This is a genomic window from Pseudoalteromonas sp. C8, assembly GCF_011378685.1.
Taxonomy (GTDB): Bacteria; Pseudomonadota; Gammaproteobacteria; order Enterobacterales; family Alteromonadaceae; genus Pseudoalteromonas; species Pseudoalteromonas arctica.
This window is the reverse complement of sequence record NZ_WTKT01000005.1, coordinates 149,855-171,250: the sequence shown is the minus strand read 5'-3', so window position 1 is coordinate 171,250 and position 21,396 is coordinate 149,855. Positions and strand designations below refer to the sequence as shown.

General features: G+C 38.2%; 18 protein-coding genes. 14 read left to right on the top strand and 4 right to left on the bottom strand.

The annotated features are described in order from the left end of the window. The first annotated feature begins 8 nt into the window (after positions 1–8). Entirely contained in the window at positions 9–1,922 is a 1,914-nt protein-coding gene (locus GQR39_RS07035; RefSeq protein WP_165735207.1) for an ABC transporter ATP-binding protein, read from the top strand. 11 nt (positions 1,923–1,933) lie between these two features. Further along, on the top strand, positions 1,934–3,691 hold the full coding sequence (locus GQR39_RS07030; RefSeq protein WP_121954899.1) for a DUF3466 family protein: 1,758 nt from the start codon (positions 1,934–1,936) through the stop codon (positions 3,689–3,691). A gap of 120 nt (positions 3,692–3,811) precedes the next feature. Here the strand turns inward: GQR39_RS07030 and GQR39_RS07025 are convergent, their stop codons facing one another. Beyond that, complete coding sequence (locus GQR39_RS07025) at positions 3,812–4,318, bottom strand: DUF2062 domain-containing protein (RefSeq protein ID WP_007586895.1); 507 nt, start codon at positions 4,316–4,318, stop codon at positions 3,812–3,814. On the opposite strand from GQR39_RS07025, the gene GQR39_RS07020 reads away from it, so the two are divergent. From GQR39_RS07020 to tcdA, 7 genes are read left to right on the top strand one after another with little or no spacing between them, the layout of a single operon-like run. Continuing rightward, the gene (locus GQR39_RS07020; protein ID WP_165735206.1) at positions 4,298–6,565 is read left to right on the top strand and encodes a DNA internalization-related competence protein ComEC/Rec2; all 2,268 of its coding nucleotides are present in this window, start codon (positions 4,298–4,300) and stop codon (positions 6,563–6,565) included. The two genes, GQR39_RS07025 and GQR39_RS07020, sit on opposite strands and share 21 nt — an antisense overlap. A 60-nt stretch (positions 6,566–6,625) precedes the next feature. Beyond that, positions 6,626–8,371, top strand: a complete 1,746-nt coding sequence (gene msbA, locus GQR39_RS07015; protein WP_165735205.1) for a lipid A export permease/ATP-binding protein MsbA — start codon at positions 6,626–6,628, stop codon at positions 8,369–8,371. After that, the gene (lpxK, locus tag GQR39_RS07010; protein WP_165735204.1) at positions 8,368–9,348 is read left to right on the top strand and encodes a tetraacyldisaccharide 4'-kinase; all 981 of its coding nucleotides are present in this window, start codon (positions 8,368–8,370) and stop codon (positions 9,346–9,348) included. The genes msbA and lpxK overlap by 4 nt, the downstream gene beginning before the upstream one ends. Continuing rightward, a complete protein-coding gene (locus GQR39_RS07005; protein ID WP_002961789.1) occupies positions 9,338–9,535 on the top strand; it encodes a Trm112 family protein in 198 nt (65 codons plus the stop codon). The genes lpxK and GQR39_RS07005 overlap by 11 nt, the downstream gene beginning before the upstream one ends. Then, complete coding sequence (kdsB, locus tag GQR39_RS07000) at positions 9,523–10,284, top strand: 3-deoxy-manno-octulosonate cytidylyltransferase (protein WP_024589197.1); 762 nt, start codon at positions 9,523–9,525, stop codon at positions 10,282–10,284. The genes GQR39_RS07005 and kdsB overlap by 13 nt, the downstream gene beginning before the upstream one ends. Then, positions 10,281–10,961 (top strand): TIGR01621 family pseudouridine synthase, encoded by a 681-nt coding sequence (locus GQR39_RS06995; RefSeq protein ID WP_165735203.1) that lies wholly within the window; start codon positions 10,281–10,283, stop codon positions 10,959–10,961. Before kdsB ends, GQR39_RS06995 begins: the two co-directional genes overlap by 4 nt. Next, complete coding sequence (gene tcdA / locus GQR39_RS06990; protein WP_024592579.1) at positions 10,962–11,759, top strand: tRNA cyclic N6-threonylcarbamoyladenosine(37) synthase TcdA; 798 nt, start codon at positions 10,962–10,964, stop codon at positions 11,757–11,759. 6 nt (positions 11,760–11,765) lie between these two features. Here the strand turns inward: tcdA and GQR39_RS06985 are convergent, their stop codons facing one another. The 3 genes from GQR39_RS06985 to GQR39_RS06975 all read right to left on the bottom strand — a co-directional run bounded on the left by GQR39_RS06985 (position 11,766) and on the right by GQR39_RS06975 (position 14,844). Beyond that, a complete protein-coding gene (locus GQR39_RS06985; protein ID WP_008172666.1) occupies positions 11,766–12,182 on the bottom strand; it encodes a SufE family protein in 417 nt (138 codons plus the stop codon). Between the two features lie 33 nt (positions 12,183–12,215). Then, a complete protein-coding gene (locus GQR39_RS06980; RefSeq protein WP_165735202.1) occupies positions 12,216–13,442 on the bottom strand; it encodes a SufS family cysteine desulfurase in 1,227 nt (408 codons plus the stop codon). 115 nt (positions 13,443–13,557) lie between these two features. Further along, positions 13,558–14,844: a citrate synthase gene (locus tag GQR39_RS06975; protein WP_007586875.1), complete on the bottom strand. Its 1,287-nt coding sequence runs from the start codon at positions 14,842–14,844 to the stop codon at positions 13,558–13,560. 420 nt (positions 14,845–15,264) lie between these two features. Between GQR39_RS06975 and sdhC the strand changes: the two genes are divergently transcribed. From sdhC to sucA, 5 genes are all read left to right on the top strand, one after another. After that, the gene (sdhC, locus tag GQR39_RS06970) at positions 15,265–15,642 is read left to right on the top strand and encodes a succinate dehydrogenase, cytochrome b556 subunit (protein ID WP_165735240.1); all 378 of its coding nucleotides are present in this window, start codon (positions 15,265–15,267) and stop codon (positions 15,640–15,642) included. After that, positions 15,633–15,980, top strand: a complete 348-nt coding sequence (gene sdhD / locus GQR39_RS06965) for a succinate dehydrogenase, hydrophobic membrane anchor protein (protein WP_007586873.1) — start codon at positions 15,633–15,635, stop codon at positions 15,978–15,980. Before sdhC ends, sdhD begins: the two co-directional genes overlap by 10 nt. After that, positions 15,981–17,753 (top strand): succinate dehydrogenase flavoprotein subunit, encoded by a 1,773-nt coding sequence (sdhA, locus tag GQR39_RS06960; protein ID WP_007375750.1) that lies wholly within the window; start codon positions 15,981–15,983, stop codon positions 17,751–17,753. 10 nt (positions 17,754–17,763) lie between these two features. Further along, positions 17,764–18,480, top strand: coding sequence for a succinate dehydrogenase iron-sulfur subunit (locus GQR39_RS06955; RefSeq protein WP_007375751.1), 717 nt, complete (start codon positions 17,764–17,766; stop codon positions 18,478–18,480). A gap of 94 nt (positions 18,481–18,574) precedes the next feature. Continuing rightward, positions 18,575–21,394 carry a 2-oxoglutarate dehydrogenase E1 component gene (sucA, locus tag GQR39_RS06950; RefSeq protein WP_010552673.1) on the top strand — a complete coding sequence of 940 codons (2,820 nt, stop codon included), beginning with the start codon at positions 18,575–18,577 and terminating at the stop codon, positions 21,392–21,394. The last annotated feature ends 2 nt before the right edge of the window (positions 21,395–21,396 follow it).

Sequence of the window (21,396 nt, the reverse complement as noted above, 5' to 3'; positions counted from 1 at the left end):
TAAGAACTATGGATTTAATTAGAATTTTAAAAGCACAACTTGCTTTTGGTACGCATGCTTTGCTTAACAAAGCAGATGCCGTTATAGAAAGTGGCGAAAGAGTGTGTGTTGTTGGTCGAAATGGCGCGGGTAAGTCAACTCTATTAAAAGTGCTTGATGGCGAAGTTGTATTAGATGATGGTGAAATAAATCAGCTAGGCGGGATTAGAATTTCTCGTTTAGAACAAGATCCACCAAAAGGCGCAAATGGCACTGTATTTGATTACGTTGCGCAAGGTATGCCTGAGATTGCAAACTTACTCATTGATTTTCATCATGTAAGTAATGAGTTGCAAACAGTGTGTACTGATAAGTTATTAAACAAGCTTGAACGTTTATCAAATCAATTAGAAGCGGCTGATGGCTGGCGCTTTGATAGCCGAATTCAATTAGTACTAACACAATTAGAATTAACGCCAGAAGCTAAACTTGAGTCTCTTTCTGGTGGTTGGTTACGTAAAGTAGCACTTGCACGTGCACTTGTCAGTGAGCCTGATTTATTATTACTTGATGAGCCAACAAACCATTTAGACATGGCAAGCGTCATGTGGCTTGAGCAATTTTTAAAAGAGTTTAAGGGCGGAATCGTATTTATATCGCATGACCGTGCGTTTATTCGCGCTGTTGCTACGCGTATTTTAGATTTAGACCGTGGTAAGCTTATTTCGTACCCTGGTGATTACGCGACTTATCTAGAGCAAAAAGCGCATGATTTAAAAGTAGAAGAAGCGCAAAATGCATTGTTCGATAAGCGTTTAGCCGAAGAAGAAACATGGATCCGCCAAGGTGTTAAAGCGCGTAGAACGCGTAACGAAGGTAGAGTTCGTGAGTTAAAACAGCTTCGTACAGAGCGTAAGCAACGTGTTGACCAAGTTGGTAAAACTGATTTCAATATTGAAACAGCAGATCGCTCTGGTAAGTTAGTATTTGAAGCTAAGAATCTTTGTCATGCATTTAAAGACAAAGTTATTGCTGATGATTTTTCTACACTGGTGATGCGCGGTGACAGAATCGGTCTAGTAGGCCCAAATGGTATTGGTAAAACAACACTATTAAAACTAATGTTTGGTGATTTAGAACCAGATAGTGGTATTACTAAGCAAGGTGTTAATTTAGAGTTTGCTTACTTTGACCAATACCGTGAAAAACTTGATGAAGAAGCAACAGTTCAAGATAACGTTGCCGAAGGTAAACAAGAAGTGATGATGGGCGGTCGTTCACGCCATGTTTTAGGTTACCTGCAAGACTTTTTATTCCCTCCAGCACGCGCTCGAACCCCTGTTAAAGCACTCTCTGGTGGTGAAAAAAATAGACTGCTATTAGCTAAACTGTTTTTAAAACCATCTAATATACTTGTTCTCGATGAGCCAACGAATGACTTGGACATTGAAACGTTAGAGTTACTAGAGGACATCATTAATCAATACCAAGGTACAGTGCTGATTGTAAGCCATGACCGTGAATTTATTGATAATACATGTTCAAGTGTATGGGCGTTTGAAGGTAACGGTAAAGTTACAGATATTGTAGGTGGCTATAGCGACTATGAGGCTTACGTTAACTATTTAGCTGAACAAGAAAAAAAAACGCAGCAGCAACCAGTAAAAAAAGTTGAAAAAGTAGTCGCTCCAGTTGCTAAACCTGCAGCTAAAACAAATAAACTCTCTTACAAATTAAAACTTGAATTAGAGCAACTACCGAATAAAATGGAAAAACTAGAAGCTGAAATTGAAGCTCAACAAGCTGTAGTTAGTGACTCAGACTTTTTTAAACAAGAGAGTGATGTAACAACTAAAGCATTGAACCATTTGGCACAACTTGAGTCTGACCTTGAAGCTGCGCTTGAGCGCTGGGAAGAACTTGAAGAATTACAGAATCAGTAGTAAGGACTAAAATGAAATATAAATTACTCGCTGCCAGTATTTTAGCGACATTAAGCACTTCAGCAACAAGTGCTACGTACCAGTTAAGTGAATTAGGGACTCTTGAAGACGCTAAATATTCTTATGTAACAGATGTAAGCGAAAGCGGGCATATTATTGGTTTCGCAAATGGTTTATACAATTTACCTATTGATATCAGCTATATAGATTTTACAGAAAATGTTATTGAAAGTGCTTATGATAGCGCTGAAGCAGCATATGAACTAAGTGATAAAGCAATTACTTTTACGCTTAATGATATTGAAAACAATGACGCCGTAAGTACTAATCCTGATGCTCATACTTTTATGGTTAGCTTTTTGGCAAATTCGAATTTGGGGATTCCGTCAAACTTTGAATATCAAAAGATGAGTTCTTTGGTTGGTATTAAATTTAACGAATCGGTGATTACTGAACAACCTCTTTTTGATGTAGTTTCTGTTGATTATGACGGATTAACTCGTTCAACTATTAATCTTCTTAATGCTGTAAGTGAAGATGGCGTTACAGTTGGGTGGGGTAGCGCTCCATACGATAAAGTTTCTTTTACACCTGATGATGAAGATGATGCAGAAACGTGGTTCACTCATGAGTTTATAGAACGTGGGATTGTAATAAGCGCTGATGGCAGTATAAGTGTTGAGTTAGAGCCTGAGTTTAATGAATACGGTGGCACAAGCCGCGCTAACGATATAGTCAAAACAAATAGTGGTTACACTGTTGTAGGTAATATCTCTACAAGTATTCCTGATGACAAACAAGATAATATTGATGATAACTGTGATAATGAAGACGAACCAACATCAGTATGTATCAATTTATTAAATTCTAACATTACACGAGGCTTATTTAATAAGCGTGCTGTTAAATGGGAACTTGATGAATCGTTAAATATTATTTCTGTTGAAGAGCTTGGTATGGCACTTACACCTGATGAAGGTGAAACGGAAGATGACGCATTTACGAGTACTGCTTTAGCAGTGAATAACAACGGTACAATTGTAGGTTCATCAAATACGCGTTATTACAAAAATGATGATGCGATTCTTACAATGCCAGTTTATTTTAAAGATGGTGCAGTTACTGACTTTATCAATCAAGAAGATGACTGGCAGTCTGGTAAGTCAATTGCTATTAATGATAATGATGTAATTACAGGTTATGCGACTAAGCGTATTGAAGGCACACTTCGCAATAAATTCTTCTATCATGACATTGAAACAGGTAATACAGTTTTTCCAACTGATTATTTTTCAAGCTCAAGTTCTTATGGCAACGATATAAATAATAAAGGATATATTGTAGGCGAAGGGGAAGTGGGTGTTTCTGATAGCTCACGACTTAAAGAAGCGTTTATTTACAAAATTGGTGATGATAAAATCACTAATCTAAACGATTTACTGCCTTGTTATGACACGGACGGTGAAACTGATTACGCTTATACTATGGCTGAAGCTACAGCTATCAATGAAAATAATGAAATATTTGGTACTGCGACTAAGACAGTTGAAAAACTTGATTCTTTAGGCGGTGTTGTAACTGATATCAATGGTGAAATTGAATACGAAAGTATTGCAGTTGCAGTTAAGTTAACGCCAATTGCAAATGGTGAAGTAGAAAACTGTGCTCCAGTAGAAGCAGAAGTGTATGAGCGTAACTCTGCTAGCTTTCCTTGGTATACATTATTGCTATTACCATTAGTTGGCTTAAGACGTATATTTCGCTTTTAAAGTTTAATAATATTGATTATAAAAAAACCAACTTAATAAAGTTGGTTTTTTTTCGTCTATAATATTTTATAAGATTAGGATTGCCATGAATCTTATAATTATTATTTAGCTTTAACGCTACTAATTATTTCGCGATAACCATGCCTTTTTAACAGAACGGCGCCAAATAATATCAATACCAAAATAGCCGATAATTGATGCAATAGAAGCACATACTAACGAACCTAGTAAAAATGCAGGACCAATAGTTTCTATGCTCTCAAGAAACCAAGACCAACTAGCTTCAAATACAAAGTGTTGCTCAGGCTGATTAAGTATTAATGTACCCACTAAGTATGAGCCATAAAAAATAGGTGGCATAGTTAGAGGGTTTGTAAGCCATACTAATGCTACTGAGATAGGTAAATTAACTCTAAATAATATAGCGCCGGCTGCTGCTAAAACCATTTGAAAAGGAACAGGGATGAAAGCAAAAAATAACCCGACTGCAAATGCACCTCGAGCAGAACGTCTATTTAAATGCCAAAGATTTGCATCTTGTAAAAGGCGTCCAAATATTCTTAGTGATTTATGATGTCTAATTTTATTTGGATCAGGTAAAAATCTTTGGATCGTTTTTTTAGCCATTTAAAGCAACCATTTACATCAGTGTGGATAAGTCTTGGGTTTGTAATTGGCTGTATAGCAACCGTATTTTATTATCAAACTCTCGAATTTACAGTATTTACAATTTTCATTGTTATAGTGAGCGCTTATTTTAAGCCGTTTTTAAATGTATTGTTAGGCTTTATTTGTGCAATTTGCTTCGTTGGTCTGCATTTTTACGTTTTTTATAGTTTTGAAATACCAAAACCGGATGAAAAGTATGCACTTGATTCTACATTAATTGTTGAAGAGGTTATTTCTGACAAAAAACCTCAATATATTAAAGTTAAAATAGTGGCATTAGAAGGGAGTAATTTTTCGGATTTTAGAGCACCCAAAGCAATGCTCAGTGTTAATTCTGCACAGCCTTTAATAGTAGGTGATGAATTTTCTGCTTTAATTCATTTAAAACATTTTCGTAGTAATAAAAATTTTAATGTATTTGATAATGAACGTTATGCTTTTATAAGTAGAATATTATTTAAAGGTAAAGTGCTTAATAAAAATCTTAATATTATAAATAGCGACAAACAAAGCATAATTTTAGATTATCAACACTTCCTTAAAAACACTTATACGGATACAAAACTACAGTGGCTCTATTATGCATTGCTTAGCGGTGAAAAATCTTTGATGAGCTACGCTGATAAACAATTAATGCAATCTCTTGGGCTAAGTCATTTACTTGCTATATCGGGGTTACATATTGGTTTGATTTTTAGCTTCGGTTATCTATTTACTCGATTCATTTTTGGAAAAATTAATTCTTCGATCGGGCAATCATTCAACCTGACTCTTTATTACAGTTCATGCGGATTTTTAGTAGCCTTGGTTTATGTGTACTTAAGTGACTTTTTAGTATCGGCAACGCGAGCGCTTATCATGCTGGGTTGTTATTTATTATTGTATTTTCTTGCTAAGCAGCCGCTGCGTTGGCGGAGCATTTTATTTTCCTTGGTTATTGTTCTTATTGTTAACCCATTTAATTTACTCAATCCAGGTCTCTACTTTTCATTTTTAGCTGTTGCTATCATTTTTACAGTTATTAATAAATTACCAATATTAAACACTCGCATAAAAAACAAAGTTATTTCACTGTTTGTTATTCAAATAGCGTTATTTATTGGTTTATTGCCACTTTCACTCTATTTTTTTAATGGGGTAAGTATTGCGGGTTTGATAATAAACTTAATTGCTATACCGCTGCTTTCAATCATTATCTTACCTTTTTTAATTGTTTTTACATTACTGAGTATTTTCTTAGATATAAGTATTTTAATAAACCTGTTTGATACTGGCTTATATGCGCTATTTAAATTGCTTAATGAAATACCAGAATCGTTAAGGTGGATAACGACTGGCAGAATTGACTCAATATTTGTCGTTTTTACTTATATTATTATGTTGATGGTTTATTTTCTTCCTTATAAATGGCTCGCTTTTATTCCAGCAATAACGCTTTTATTAAATTATTGGCTAACAGAAAAGCCTAAGTGGCAACTACATGTATTTGATGTAGGGCATGGACTTATGGCATTAATTGAAAAAGATAAACAAGTGCTTATTTATGATTTTGGCCCCAGTTATTTCAATCGCTTTAGCCGTACGCGAAGTATTTTATTGCCTTATATTAAAGCAAATAATTTAACAGTGAAAACAGCGATTCTAAGTCATGAAGATAATGATCACGCTGGAGGATTACAACATTTCATAGATGCTGGCTTTGGTGAAACATTACAACAATTTCATCCTAAAAATACACATAATGTATGTGAAGTCATAAACATTGATTTTGCTGGATTAAAAGTACAAAGCTTTAGTACAAAAGGGTTTGGAAATAAAAATGATGATTCATGCGTTGTTAGAATATCGAGTAATACTCATAGCGTGTTATTTACCGGTGATATATCAAAGGCGCGTGAAGCATCGCTATTAGCGGATAATAAATCGTTGAAAAGTACAGTAATGTTAAGCCCGCATCATGGCAGCGATACATCCTCAAGTGTTAATTTTATAAATAACGTTGCTCCCCAAGTAGTTATTCATTCAAGTGCCTATAAAGGGCAGTGGGAATTCCCCAAGCCTCTTGTCGTCGAACGTTATAACCAAATAAACGCTCAGCAATTTACGACAGGCGTTGAAGGGCAAATTAGTATTAAATTTTATGCAAAGAATTTGGCTATAGAAACAGCAAGAGGGCAGGAAAGTTACTGGTTTATCAAAGATTGACGTTTAGTTTTATCTCATCGGAGGATACAATACAGATTGTTACTGTATTTAGAGAGTGTTATGGATCAAAGTACTACACAAATTTATAAACGTCTTGTCTCGTATGTTGGCACTTACAAAAGCGTCGCATTTGTCGCAATTATTGGGATGATAGGCTATTCAGCAATGGATGCTTTATTTATTCAATTAATGAAGCCGTTTATTGATCAAGGTTTGAACCAGCGTAATACAGAAGTTTTAAAGTACGCACCTTTTGTCGTTATCGCGTTAGTTCTAGGGCGTGGTGTTTTTAACTTTATGTCTTCTTACTGCTTAAGTTATGTAGGCTCCCAAGTTGTACGTTCTTTACGCCAAGAGTTATTTGAGCACATATTGCACTTACCCGTTTCTTTTCATGACAAAAACTCAACGGGAGATTTAATTTCAAAAATCACATTTGATACAGAACAAGTTCAACAAGCAATAACCAAAGCGTTGCTAATCGTGGTTCGAGAAGGTGCATTTGTTGTATTTTTACTTGCGGTAATGTTTTATACCAGCTGGAAATTATCACTGATATTTTTAGTGATCATCCCACTTGTTGCTATTATTGTCGCCGTCGTCTCTAAACGTTTTCGCCACATTTCTAAAAACATTCAATCTGCCATGGGGCAAGTTACCCGTAGCTCAGAACAAATGCTGAGCGGACATAAAGTTATTCATGGTTTTGGTGGTCAAGATCAAGAGATTAATCACTTCTCGAAAATTAATAATCATAATCGTCAGCAACGTATCAAAATGGACGCAACTAAAGCGCTTAGTGTGTCTATAATTCAAATTTTAGCGGCAAGTGCCATGGCAGTTATTTTGTGGGCGGTGTCGTTGCCATCAATGATTGATACGATTACATCTGGTGACTTCATGGCATTAATTGCCTCAATGATGATGTTATTGCGTCCGCTAAAACAACTTGCCAATGTGAATAGTGATATGCAACGTGGTATCTCTGCAGCGCAAAGTATATTTTTAGTTTTAGACGAAGAAATGGAAAAAGATACAGGCACTGTTTCGGTTGATAAAGTTAAAGGTTTAATTGAAGTTAAGAACGTAACCTTTAAGTACCCAACGAAAGATGAAGCCGTATTAAACGATTTGTCGCTAACGATTGAGGCAGGTGAAAGTATTGCCTTAGTAGGACGCTCAGGCTCAGGTAAGTCCACAATTTCTAACTTGTTACCCCGCTACTATGACTTAGAGTTACCGAGTGAAATATTACTTGATGGCATAGCACTGCAGGACTATAAATTAACTGATCTGCGTCGCCAATTTGCTTTAGTCTCTCAGCAGGTTGTGTTATTTAACGATACGATTGCCAACAATATTTGTTATGGCATAAAGCACGATGTGTCTGTTGAAGAGTTAGAACAAGTTGCCAAACAAGCGCACGTGTGGGAATTTGTTAAAGACTTGCCAGAGCAATTAAACACCATGGTAGGCGAAAATGGGGTAATGCTCTCAGGTGGTCAACGCCAGCGAATAGCGATAGCGCGTGCAATATTAAAAGATGCACCTATTTTGATTTTAGATGAGGCAACGTCAGCGCTTGATACCGAATCAGAAAAGCTTATTCAGCAAGCGTTAGAAACGCTAATGAAAGATAAAACCTCTATTGTTATAGCACATCGCTTATCTACTATTGAAAACAGTGACCGAATTTATGTTATTGATAACGGTCGTGTGATAGAAAGTGGCGATCATAGTAGCTTATTAGCAAATGACGGTACTTATTCAGCACTTTGCAAAATGCAGTTTGGTGATCAGGCGTGAGCAAAATAGAGCAAAGCTGGTATAAACCATTTGGTCTAATTACTTTATTGTTATTACCATTAAGTGCTTTGTTTTGGGTTGTATCGGCATTTCGAAAATACTTATACAGCGCTAAAATACTTAAACCTTTTGAGTGCAAAACGCCTGTTATTGTAGTCGGCAATATAAGCGTTGGCGGTAATGGTAAAACACCTTTTGTTTTGTGGTTGTATGAGTATCTGACCGAGCAAGGTTTATCAGTGGGTATTATTAGTAGAGGTTATGGTGGGCAATCAGATAATTACCCGCTGTTAGTCACTTCAGTTGTTGACGCCCAACAGGCTGGAGATGAGCCTGTGCTTTTATACCATCGTTTAAAGTGCCCAATAGCTGTTGGCCCTAATAGACAACACAATATCGATTTATTAGAAAAAAATTATACGCTAGATGTCATTATTTCTGATGATGGGATGCAGCATTATAAAATGCCTCGTAGCATTGAGTGTTGTATTGTTGATAGTGAACGCCGCTTTGGCAATGGTTTTGTTATGCCCGCAGGGCCACTACGCGAAACAACTAAACGCTTACAAAGTGTTGATATAGTAATTGAAAATGGCGGTGAGGCTAATAATAGCTACGTGCTGCAAGTAAGTAACCTTCGCTTAGTTAATTCAAGTGATGATGCAAAAAGTAACGTAAGCGAGGCGCATGCAATAAGTGCAATTGGGAACCCAAAACGGTTTGAAAACTCATTAGAAGCACAAAATATTAAGCTATTGTCGACTCATCATTTTAGAGATCATTATGCTTATACAGCAGATGATTTTATTCAGTTTGGTGATGATTGCATTATAATGACCGAAAAAGACGCGGTTAAATGTAAGTCCTTTGCAAAACCTAATTGGTATTATTTACCTGTAGATGCAGAGCCCTCCGATAGCGTAATAAACACATTAAATTCATTATTAAAAGAAAAAGGAATACTCAATGGCCTTTGATACAAAATTACTCGAGATAATTGCCTGCCCAGTTTGTAAGGGTAAATTACGCTTTGATAGAGAAAACAACGAACTAATTAGTACTGCAGCTAAGCTTGCTTACCCCGTTCAAGATGATATTCCAGTATTGCTTGAAAACGAAGCACGTGAGTTATCTTTAGAAGAGGTTGAAAAGTGGAATTCGTAGTTGTAATTCCTGCACGTTTTGCATCAACCCGACTACCTGGTAAGCCGCTTGCTGATATTTGCGGTAAGCCAATGGTTCAACATGTTTACGAAAAAGCATGTTTATCAGGTGCAAGTAAAGTGGTTATAGCAACCGATCATCAAAAAGTGTTTGATGCAGTAAGTTTATTTACTAGTGATGTTGTAATGACTCGCGAAGATCACCAATCGGGTACTGAGCGTTTAGCCGAAGTAGTTGATTTACTTGATCTCGACAGCAATACAATTGTGGTTAATGTACAAGGCGATGAGCCCTTACTTGCGCCAGAAAATGTATCCCAAGTTGCTGCACTATTAAGTGATTCAACAGCACCAATGGCAACGTTAAGTGTTGCTATTGAAGAGCGTGATGAAGTATTTAATCCTAATGCCGTTAAAGTGGTTAGCGATATAAATAAAAATGCGCTGTATTTTTCTCGTGCAAGTATTCCGTTTGATAGAAGCACAATGATGAATGACAGCAGTGCTCTTAATTTAGCGCCATTTCAGCGCCACGTAGGTATTTATGCGTACAGAGCGGGTTTTATTAAACAATATATAGAATTGAGCGTATCGCCACTTGAGCTACTTGAATCGCTTGAGCAGTTACGTGTGTTGTATCATGGTTATAAAATCAAAATAGAGCAAGCTCAAATAGCACCCCATGCTGGAGTTGATACGCCCGATGACTTAGCTAAAGTGATAGCGCATATTAAAAGTACAAACGCGTGAGTGAACAAGTAAGTAAGATATTAAAAGTTGTTTATACACATAACGATTTTTATATTTTAGAAAAGCCAGCGGGTCTTAATTTTCATTCAGAAGATGGTCCCGGCTTTGTTGTGTTAGCCGAACAACAATTATCGCAAAAGCTTTATGCCGTTCATCGTTTAGATAAAGTGACATCAGGGCTGATTATTTTAGCGCGAAACAAAGCCGCTGCGGCCACCTTTACTGTTATGTTTACTGAGCATGCAATTGCTAAATTTTATTTAGCGATTAGTGATGCTAAACCAAAAAAGAAGCAGGGGTGGATAAAAGGCGATATGGCTAAGTCTCGCCGTGGCTCGTTTAAGTTACTCACTAGTACACTTAACCCTGCAATCACCCGATTTTATTCGCTAAGCTATAAGCCGGGATTTAGAGGGTATATTTTAAAGCCTTACTCAGGAAAGACACACCAATTAAGAGTGGCACTAAAAAGTATTGGCTCTGCTATTTTAGGCGATGCAATGTATTCAGGCACGCCATCAAATCGTACCTATTTACATGCATATGCATTGAGCTTTTTATGGCAAGGTGAACAAATACAGCTAACTTTATTACCCGATAATGGTGATGAGTATTTGGCGTTAATTAAACATCAAGATTTTCAAGCATGGCAATCGCCATGGCAACTGGATTGGTAAATGAGCGAAAAAGTTACAGATATACGTTTTGGTGGTATTAAACGTTTATATGGTCATCAACAGTTTGATTGGCTTCAAGAAGCACATTTTTGTGTAGTAGGGATTGGTGGTGTAGGGAGCTGGACAGCAGAAGCACTTGCACGTACTGGTGTTGGTAAAATAACATTGATTGATTTGGATGATATTTGCGCGACTAACGTCAATAGACAAATTCATGCGTTAACGGGCACTATTGGTCAAGCTAAAGTAGATGCAATGAAAGCGCGCTGCGAGCTTATTAATCCACAGTGCCAAGTTAATGTAATAGATGACTTTATTACGCTTGATAATATTCAAGAGCATATTCAAGGTTTTGATTATGTGATTGATTGTATTGATGCAGTTAAAGAAAAGGCAGCATTAATAGCGCATTGCAAACGTAATAAACTTCCTATAATTACTACCGGTGGTGCTGGCGGGCAAACAGATCCTAGCCAAATAACTTTTGGTGATGTAGCTAAAACTACGCAAGACCCATTACTTGCAAAAGTACGTTATATTTTGCGTAAGCAGTATAATTTTAGTAATAATCCTAAACGTAAGTTTAATATTGATTGTGTTTACTCAACAGAGCAATTGGTTTACCCAGGAAGCGATGGCAGCGTATGTCATGCTAAGCAAAGTGCTGATGGCTCGATGAATATGGATTGTAATAATGGTTTTGGATCTGTGACTATGATCACAGGAAGCTTCGGCTTTTTTGTTGCGGCAAAAGCGGTGCGTAAATATCTAGATAAAAAACAACGCTCGCAAGCTTAGTTTTTGCTAACTAAGCTTGTGTTGTGCCATGGTTTGTATTTTATCAACCATGGCTTTAATACCATTACCACGTGATGCGCTTAAGTGGCTTATAAGGCCGAGCTTTTCAAATTCTTCATACGCATTTTTATTCACTACTTGCTCTGGTGTGAGGCCATTGTAAAGCGCTAAAATAATGGCTAATAATCCTTTTACTATACGTGTATCTGAGTCACCAATTACAACAAGTGTATTTTCTGTTAAATCAAATTCAACAAACATCCATACTTTGCTTTCACAGCCTGGTACAAGTGCATCATCAGTCTTCAAAACATCAGCTAAAACAGGTAAAGTTTTTCCTAAAAGCATTATCTCACGATATTTTTGCTGCCAAGCGGGCGCATTTTTTATAGATTCTGTGACTTTGTTAAACGTATTTGTCATGAGTTATCCTAATTAATTCTATTAAAGTGACGTTTAGTCCAGTAAAGCGATACATTTTTTAAGTGAATCAATGAATATATCTACATCTTCATAGGTATTATAAAAACAAAAGCTCGCTCTTAGCGTTCCATTAAGCCCTAAATGTGTCATTAATGGCTGTGTACAATGGTGTCCACTCCTTACTGCAACCCCGTACCCGTCAAGTAAAGTTGCCAAATCATAAGGATGTTCATCATTTAAGTTGAAGCAGAGTGTACCAATATTGTCAGATAGGTTGCTATATATTGTAATACCATCAACCTTTACCAATTTTTGAGCGGCATAACTAAACAATTTTTGCTCATATTGCTGGATTTTTGCGTGATCTAATTCATTTAAATAGTCTAATGCGGCACCAAAGCCTAAAACTCCAGAGATATTTGGTGTTCCAGTTTCAAATTTTGCAGGCGCAGGACGATAAGTACTGTGAGTTAAGTACACTTTATCGATCATTTCCCCACCTGATTGGTAAATATCAAGGGTATTTAATTGCTCATATCGACCATAAAGCACACCTAATCCTGTTGGGCCGAGCATTTTATGGCTTGAGCAGACATAAAAGTCACAGTTTAATTCACGTAAATCGGGTTTTAAATGCAGTGCACCTTGTGCACCATCGACTAAAACAAGAGAATTGACGTCTTTTGCAGCTCTAATTAGTGGTTTTAAATCGGTTATATTACCCAGTGTGTTAGATGCTTGTGTAATAGCTAATAGGGCAGGTTTTGTTTCTTTTATAAATTTACAGCATTCTTTGGTGTTCAGCGTGCCATTTTTATTTAGTGGAAGCGCTATTAATTTAGCACCCGTTTGTTGACTCACTATTTGCCAAGGCACTATGTTTGCATGATGCTCAAGCGGAGATATCATTATGGTATGACTTTCATTTAAGCGCTTTTTTAATCCGTTAGCGACCAAGTTAATGGCTTCTGTAGCGCCTTTAGTCCATACAATCTCTTTACTAAATACATTGAAATATTCTGCAGTTTTATCCCGTACTTGTTCATATGAATAAGTTGCTTGCTCGCTAAGTGTATGCCGTCCACGGTGTACATTAGCGTTTTGAAACGTATAGAATTCAGTAATTGTATCTATAACTGATTGAGGCTTTTGTGAGGTTGCTGCTGAGTCTAAATAAACAAGCGGGCAGCCGTTTATTGTTTGATTTAATGTTGGGAAGTCGTTTCTAATTTTATTTATATCAAACTTTAAAGCAAGCATGGCTCATCTACATAGTGTTTTTAAGGCAGGAATTGTAATCGGTTTATGATAATTCTCAAGTGTTGTTAATAAAAAAGGCCGCAAAATGCGGCCTTTTTAAACTAACCAACGTTAATTAACGCTTGTCAGTTGATACGTAGTCACGTTGAGTGTAACCAGTATAAAGTTGACGAGGACGGCTGATCTTATGACCAGGTTGAGATAGCATCTCATCCCAGTGAGTGATCCAACCAACAGTACGTGCCATTGCAAAGATTACAGTGAACATGCTTGTTGGAATACCAATCGCTTTTAAGATAATACCAGAGTAGAAATCTACATTAGGGTATAGTTTTTTCTCTACAAAGTATGGGTCTTCAAGCGCAATTTGCTCAAGCTTCATAGCAATATCAAGAAGTGGATCTTGGATATTCAGCTCAGCTAAAACTTCGTGACACGTTTGACGCATTACTGTAGCGCGTGGGTCAAAGTTTTTGTAAACACGGTGTCCAAAGCCCATAAGGCGGAACGGGTCAGCTTTATCTTTAGCTTTAGCTACGTATTCATCAATACGGTCAACAGAGCCAATCTCTTCTAACATGTTTAAACATGCTTCATTAGCGCCGCCGTGAGCAGGGCCCCATAAAGATGCAATACCAGCTGCAATACATGCATACGGGTTAGCACCAGATGAACCAGCAAGACGAACTGTTGAAGTTGATGCATTTTGTTCATGATCTGCATGAAGCATAAAGATTTTATCCATTGCTTTTGCAGTTACTGGATTAACTTTATATTCTTCAGCAGGTACAGAGAACATCATGTGTAAGAAGTTTTCTGCGTAGCTTAAATCGTTACGTGGGTATACAAACGGTTGGCCGATATTTGTTTTATAAGCCATTGCCGCGATTGTTGGTAACTTAGCAACAAGCTTAACTGCGCTTGTTTTACGTTGTTCAGCATCAGTAATATCAAGGTCTTCATGATAGAAAGATGATAATGCACCTACTACGCCACAAAGCATTGCCATTGGGTGAGCGTCAAAGCGGAAACCTTGGAAAAAGTTAGCAATCTTCTCGTCAAGCATAGTGCTTGTAGTGATTTCATTCTTAAAAACTTCATATTGTTCTTTAGAAGGTAACTCACCATTTAAAAGTAAGTAACAAAGTTCAATGTAATTTGAGTCTTCAGCTAATTGCTCAATTGGGTAACCACGGTGAAGTAGTACACCTTTACCACCATCAATATAGGTGATTGCAGATTCACAAGAACCAGTCGACATGAAACCTGGGTCATAAGTAAAGTGACCGTGTGAACCTAACGTACGTACGTCGATTACATCTTGGCCAGCAGTGCCTTGATAAATTGGAAGTTCGATTGGATCTAGTCCATCAATTTGGACTGTGGCTTTTTTATCTGCCATCGTTATGTATCTCCTATTAAGATATCTATTCTGATTTTTAGATTTTAAAGTTCTGAAATCTGTTTTAAGCACATCTTCTCATTTTAACGTGAAAGAGGGGGTTAAAGTCAATTTTTATAAACATTATGCATATATGTATAATAAATATTCGGTATTAATTAAATATAATACTATTGGCTAATTCGCAAACATCTCTAAATAAACAAGAATTGTAAAAAGCCCTGTGGGTATATATACTAACGGTGGTTTTAAACCGTATTGTATTTGGGTAAACATATTCTTAACAGCTTAAAATTTACAGGTTTGTGAACTTTAATTGTTTTGGTACGTTTATTTTGATAGTTCCATCAGTAATATTTGGTGGGTTTTTAGAAAAACAAGTAGATGAGCTCCACTGTGAGCAAAGATGGGCAAGTAACTGTGAAAAAGCAAAGACCTGTAAATCTAGATCTAACAACTATATCTATGCCGGCAACGGCTAAAGCTTCAATTTTTCACCGCGTCACCGGTGTTGCATTATTTTTTGCTTTAACGTTTGTCATTTGGGCTTGGTCTGAGTCTCTCTCTTCAGCTGAAAGTTTTGAATTCGTCAAGGGTCTGTTTAACGGATTCATTGCCAAATTTATAGCTTGGGGCACTGTTTCTGTATTAGGTTATCACCTTATTGGTGGTATCCGTCATATGATTATGGATATGGGATATTGGGAAGAACTTGAATCAGGTAACCTCAGCGCTAAAGTTTCAATGGCTCTTGGTGTTGTGTTTGCCTTATTGGCAGGGGTGTGGATATGGTTTTAAATCAAGCAACTCTAAAACGTGATGGTGTACAAGATTTCGTATCTTTACGTACCACGGCATTAATAATCAGCGCTTACGCGATTTTTATTATCGGCTATTTTTTAGCGACGCCAGAAGTCACTTTCGAAGCCTGGACAGGCCTCTTCTCTAACCTAGCAATGAAAGGGTTTACGTTAATTACCCTTGTTTGCATTATGGTTCATACCCGCATTGGCCTTTGGCAAGTTCTTACAGACTATGTTAAGTGCGCAAAGCTTCGTGCAGTTTTAGGTTTTGTATTAAACCTAATGGCCGTTGCTTACGTAGCTATTGGTCTAATCGTATTATGGGGTGTTTAAGTGAAATATTCTGTTCGTGAATTTGACGCCGTAGTAATTGGTGCAGGTGGTGCAGGTATGCGCGCTGCTTTAGCAATTACAGAATCTGGCAAAACGTGTGCATTAATATCTAAAGTATTTCCAACGCGCTCACACACTGTATCTGCTCAAGGCGGTATTACGGTTGCGCTTGGTAATTCACACGAAGATAACTGGGAATGGCATATGTACGATACCGTTAAAGGTTCCGATTTTATCGGTGACCAAGACGCTATTGAATACATGTGTCAAACTGGCCCAGAAGCTATTACCGAATTAGAAAACATGGGTTTACCATTTTCTCGTTTTGAAAATGGCCGTGTTTACCAACGTCCTTTCGGTGGTCAATCGAAAAACTTTGGTGGTGAACAAGCCGCACGTACTGCAGCAGCTGCTGACCGTACTGGTCATGCTTTATTACACCTTCTATATCAACAAAACGTTAAAAACAAAACAAATGTATTCTCTGAATGGTATGCACTTGATTTAGTTAAAAACGATAATGGTGATGTAGTAGGGTGTACTGCAATTGAGATTGAGACAGGTGAAGTTACCTTCTTCAAATCTAAAGCTGTTGTATTAGCTACTGGTGGTGCAGGTCGTATATTTGCATCAACCACTAATGCTCACATTAACACTGGTGACGGTGTTGGTATGGCAACACGTGCTGGTATTTCTATGCAAGACATGGAAATGTGGCAGTTCCACCCAACGGGTATCGCAGGTGCTGGTACGCTAGTAACTGAAGGTTGTCGTGGTGAAGGCGGTTATCTTCTAAATAAAGATGGCGAACGCTTCATGGAACGTTACGCACCAAACGCAAAAGACTTAGCGTCTCGCGACGTTGTTGCACGTTCAATGATGACTGAAATCCGTGAAGGTCGTGGTTGTGATGGTCCTTGGGGTCCACATCTTAAGTTAAAACTTGACCACTTAGGTGAAGAAACACTTAACTTACGTCTTCCTGGCGTATGTGACCTTGCTAAAACATTTGCTCACGTTGACCCTGCAAAAGAGCCAATTCCAGTAATTCCAACTTGTCATTATATGATGGGTGGTGTTCCTACTAATGTAAATGGACAAGCGCTACAAATCGATGCTCAAGGCAACGAAACAGTAGTTCAAGGTTTATTTGCAGTAGGTGAGATTGCATGTGTATCTGTACACGGTGCAAACCGCTTAGGTGGTAACTCATTACTTGATTTAGTTGTGTTTGGTCGTGCTGCGGGTAACTTCTTAGGTAAGTACCTAAATGACGTTGAAATATCTAAAGCTGCTTCAGAATCAGACTTAGAAGCGTCTCTTGCACGTTACAATCGTTGGGAAAATTCAACGGCTGGCCAAGGTGAAGATCCAGTTCAAATCAAAAAAGACCTACAACAATGTATGCAGCTTAACTTCTCGGTATTCCGTGAAGGTGACTCAATGGCTGCAGGTCTTCAAGAACTTAAAGAAATTCGCGAACGTCTGCAACATGCTCGTCTTGATGATAAATCATCAGACTTCAACACGCAGCGTATCGAATGTCTTGAACTAGACAACTTAATGGAAACAGCTTACTCAACTGCAGTAGCTGCAAACTTCCGTACAGAAAGCCGTGGTGCACATTCTCGCTTTGACTACCCAGATCGTGATGACGAAAACTGGTTATGTCACTCAGTATTCAATCCTGTAACGGATGAAATGAGTAAGCGTGATGTAAACTATGCGCCTAAAACGCGTGAAGCTTTCCCACCTAAAGCACGTGTTTACTAGGAGATAGACGATGGCACAAGTACAATTTTCAGTTTATCGTTATAATCCAGATGTTGACAACGCTCCTCGTATGCAAGAATACACCTTGCAAACAGAGGAAGGTCACGACATGATGGTGTTGGATGCACTTATTCTTCTAAAAGAACAAGATCCTACATTATCTTTCCGTCGTTCATGCCGTGAAGGTGTGTGTGGATCTGATGGTGTTAACATGAATGGTAAAAATGGTTTAGCATGTATTACCCCTTTATCTACGCTACAAAAAAATGGCAAAGGTAAAATCGTAGTACGTCCATTACCAGGTTTACCTGTGGTACGTGACCTTGTTATTGACATGAGTCAGTTCTACACTCAGTACGAAAAAGTTAAACCTTATTTAATTAATGATCAGCCTGCAGCAGGCGAACGTCTTCAAACTATTGAAGAACGTGATAAATTAGATGGGCTTTATGAGTGTATTTTGTGTGCATGTTGTTCAACATCGTGTCCTTCGTTCTGGTGGAATCCAGACAAGTTCATTGGTCCAGCAGGCCTTCTTCATGCTTACCGTTTCTTGGCTGATAGCCGAGATACAGCAACTGAAGAACGTTTAGCGGATTTAGACGATGCGTTCAGTGTGTTCCGTTGTCACAGTATCATGAACTGTGTTAGCGTTTGTCCTAAGGGTCTTAATCCGACCAAAGCAATTGGACAAATCAAATCTATGTTACTAAACCGAGCGGTTTGATAGCTTAGTAAAGGTAAGATGGCTAATATTAAATTATATTAGCCATCTTGTTATAATAACTATTAATTTCTGCGCTAAAAAAAAGGGCTTATAAATGCACGAAGGTGTGATGAAGGCATGGCTAGAATCTTCACATTTAAACGGCGGCAACGTTGCTTATGTAGAAGAGCTTTATGAAGCGTATTTAGACGATGCGACTTCTGTGCCAGACGAATGGCGAGAAGTGTTTGAACAATTACCTAAAGTTGATGGTGTGGATGTTGAAGTAAAACATTCAGAGGTTCGAGCACAGTTTGCACAGCTTGCAAAAAACAAGCATAGAGAAGTAGTGGTAGCAGAGGGTAGTGGCGGTGACCTTAAACAGGTTAAAGTTCTACAACTTATTAATGCTTTCCGTTTTCGTGGGCACCAAAATGCAAACCTAGATCCATTAGGTATTTGGCAACGAGAGCGTGTACGAGATTTAGAGCTAGAGTACCACGACCTATCTTCAAGTGATTTTGACCGCGAGTTTAACGTAGGATCGTTTGCCGTAGGGCGCGATACTATGCCTTTAGGTGAACTATACCAAGCACTAAAAACTACATATTGTGGTTCAATTGGCGCTGAGTATATGCACATCACATCAACAGAGGAAAAACGTTGGTTACAACAACGTCTAGAATCTGTCCAGTCTAGGCCTAAATTCTCAAAAGATGAAAAGCTACGTATCCTTAAAGGGCTTACTGCAGCAGATGGTCTAGAAAAATATTTAGGGTCTAAGTTTCCTGGTGCTAAGCGCTTTTCACTTGAAGGTGGCGATGCGTTAGTTCCAATGCTTAAAGAGCTTATTCACCGCGCTGGTGAAAGCGGCCAACAAGAAGCTGTTATTGGTATGGCTCACCGTGGTCGTTTAAACGTTTTAGTTAATGTACTTGGTAAAAATCCATCAGAATTATTTGATGAATTTGCTGGTATACATAAAGAAACGTTAGGTTCTGGTGATGTTAAATATCACATGGGTTATTCGTCTGACTTTGCTACCAAAGGTGGCAATGTACACATGGCGCTTGCGTTTAACCCATCTCACCTAGAAATCGTAAACCCTGTTGTAATGGGCTCTGTACGTGGTCGTCTCGACCGTTTAGGTGATAAATCAGGCATTAAAGCACTACCTATTACCATCCATGGTGATTCTGCTATTGCTGGACAAGGTGTTGTTCAAGAAACGTTTAACATGTCACAAACTAATGCGTTTAGTTGTGGTGGTAGTATTCGTATTGTTGTCAACAACCAAGTAGGTTTTACAACCTCTAAGCAAGATGACGTTCGCTCAACGCCATACTGTACTGACATTGCTAAAATGGTTCAGTCTCCAATATTCCATGTTAATTCTGATGATCCTGAAGCCGTTGCATTTGTTACTCAACTTGCTCTTGATTTTAGAAATCAGTTTAAGCGTGACGTAGTAATTGATTTAGTTTGTTACCGTCGCCATGGTCACAATGAAGCTGATGAGCCTAATGCAACTCAGCCTGTCATGTACCAAAAAATTAAAAAGCATCCAGTGCCGCGTTTAATCTATGCAGACCAACTGATTGCTGAAGGCTCTTTTTCTGAACAAGAAGTTAAAGCCTTAGCTGATGAGTACCGTGATGCACTAGATGAAGGCAGCTGTGTTGTTTCAGAAATACAGCCAGAGACGTCGCATTCTTCTGAGTGGGCCAAATATATTGGTCATGAATGGAATGTTGACTACGATGCTAGCGTATCTGTAGAGAAGCTTAAAGCTCTTGGTGAGAAAGTAGCTTCTTACCCAGAACAACATAAAGCTCAATCTCGCGTTAAAAAGATTTATGACGATCGTAAGCTAATGGCCACAGGTGAAAAACCACTTGATTGGGGTATGGCAGAGACTCTTGCCTATGCAACAATTGCGTCTGAAGGTACTGACATTCGTTTAACAGGACAAGACACAGGTCGAGGAACATTCTTTCATCGTCATGCTGTTGTTCATGGTCAATCTGATGGTACAACTTACACTCCTTTAGAGCATTTAAGTGAAGATCAAGGCACATTTGAAGTCTTTGATTCTGTTTTATCTGAGGAAGCTGTCGTTGCGTTCGAATATGGATATGCTACCGCTGAACCTAAGTCTCTCGTAATATGGGAAGCGCAATTTGGTGACTTCGCCAATGGTGCACAAGTTGTATTTGACCAGTTCTTAAGTTCTGGTGAGCAAAAGTGGGGCCGTTTATGTGGGCTTACAATTTTGTTACCTCATGGCTACGAAGGTCAAGGGCCAGAGCATAGTTCAGCGCGCTTAGAGCGTTTCTTGCAACTATGTGCTGATCACAACATGCAAGTATGTGTTCCTTCAACGCCGGCGCAAGTTTACGCTATGCTTCGTCGTCAATCAGTTCGACCACTTCGTCGTCCTCTGATTGTTATGACGCCTAAGTCGCTACTTCGTCACCCGCTTGCAACTTCATCACTTGAAGAGCTTTCACACGGTGTTTACCATAATATGATCGACGAAGTTGATGATATTAACCCTGAGAAAGTAGAGCGCGTTGTATTTTGTAGCGGTAAAGTTTACTACGAGTTACTACAAGAGCGTCGTAAGCTTGAGCAAGATAATATTGCAATTGTACGTGTTGAACAGTTATACCCGTTCCCACACGATGAAATGCAAACAATTATAGAGCGCTACCAACACGTAACTGATTTTGTATGGTGTCAAGAAGAGCCACAAAACCAAGGTGCATGGTACTGTTCACAACATCACTTTATTGATGCAATCCCACAAGGTGCTAAATTAAAATATGCAGGACGTAAAGCGTCTGCATCACCAGCGTGTGGTTACATGTCAGTACATACTAAAGAACAACAAGCGCTCGTTGCCGACGCGCTTACTATAGAAAATAAAGGATAAGC

Excerpts from the sequence above, each read along its gene's own strand:
- GQR39_RS07030 (WP_121954899.1), top strand. The coding sequence starts at position 1,934 with ATGAAATATAAATTACTCGCTGCCAGTATTTTAGCGACATTAAGCACT.
- GQR39_RS07025 (WP_007586895.1), bottom strand. The coding sequence starts at position 4,318 with ATGGCTAAAAAAACGATCCAAAGATTTTTACCTGATCCAAATAAAATT.
- sdhD (WP_007586873.1), top strand. The coding sequence starts at position 15,633 with ATGGTTTTAAATCAAGCAACTCTAAAACGTGATGGTGTACAAGATTTC.
- sucA (WP_010552673.1), top strand. The coding sequence starts at position 18,575 with ATGCACGAAGGTGTGATGAAGGCATGGCTAGAATCTTCACATTTAAAC.
- msbA (WP_165735205.1), top strand. The coding sequence starts at position 6,626 with ATGGATCAAAGTACTACACAAATTTATAAACGTCTTGTCTCGTATGTT.
- GQR39_RS07035 (WP_165735207.1), top strand. The coding sequence starts at position 9 with ATGGATTTAATTAGAATTTTAAAAGCACAACTTGCTTTTGGTACGCAT.
- GQR39_RS06980 (WP_165735202.1), bottom strand. The coding sequence starts at position 13,442 with ATGCTTGCTTTAAAGTTTGATATAAATAAAATTAGAAACGACTTCCCA.
- GQR39_RS06985 (WP_008172666.1), bottom strand. The coding sequence starts at position 12,182 with ATGACAAATACGTTTAACAAAGTCACAGAATCTATAAAAAATGCGCCC.
- GQR39_RS06955 (WP_007375751.1), top strand. The coding sequence starts at position 17,764 with ATGGCACAAGTACAATTTTCAGTTTATCGTTATAATCCAGATGTTGAC.
- tcdA (WP_024592579.1), top strand. The coding sequence starts at position 10,962 with ATGAGCGAAAAAGTTACAGATATACGTTTTGGTGGTATTAAACGTTTA.
- GQR39_RS06975 (WP_007586875.1), bottom strand. The coding sequence starts at position 14,844 with ATGGCAGATAAAAAAGCCACAGTCCAAATTGATGGACTAGATCCAATC.
- GQR39_RS07005 (WP_002961789.1), top strand. The coding sequence starts at position 9,338 with ATGGCCTTTGATACAAAATTACTCGAGATAATTGCCTGCCCAGTTTGT.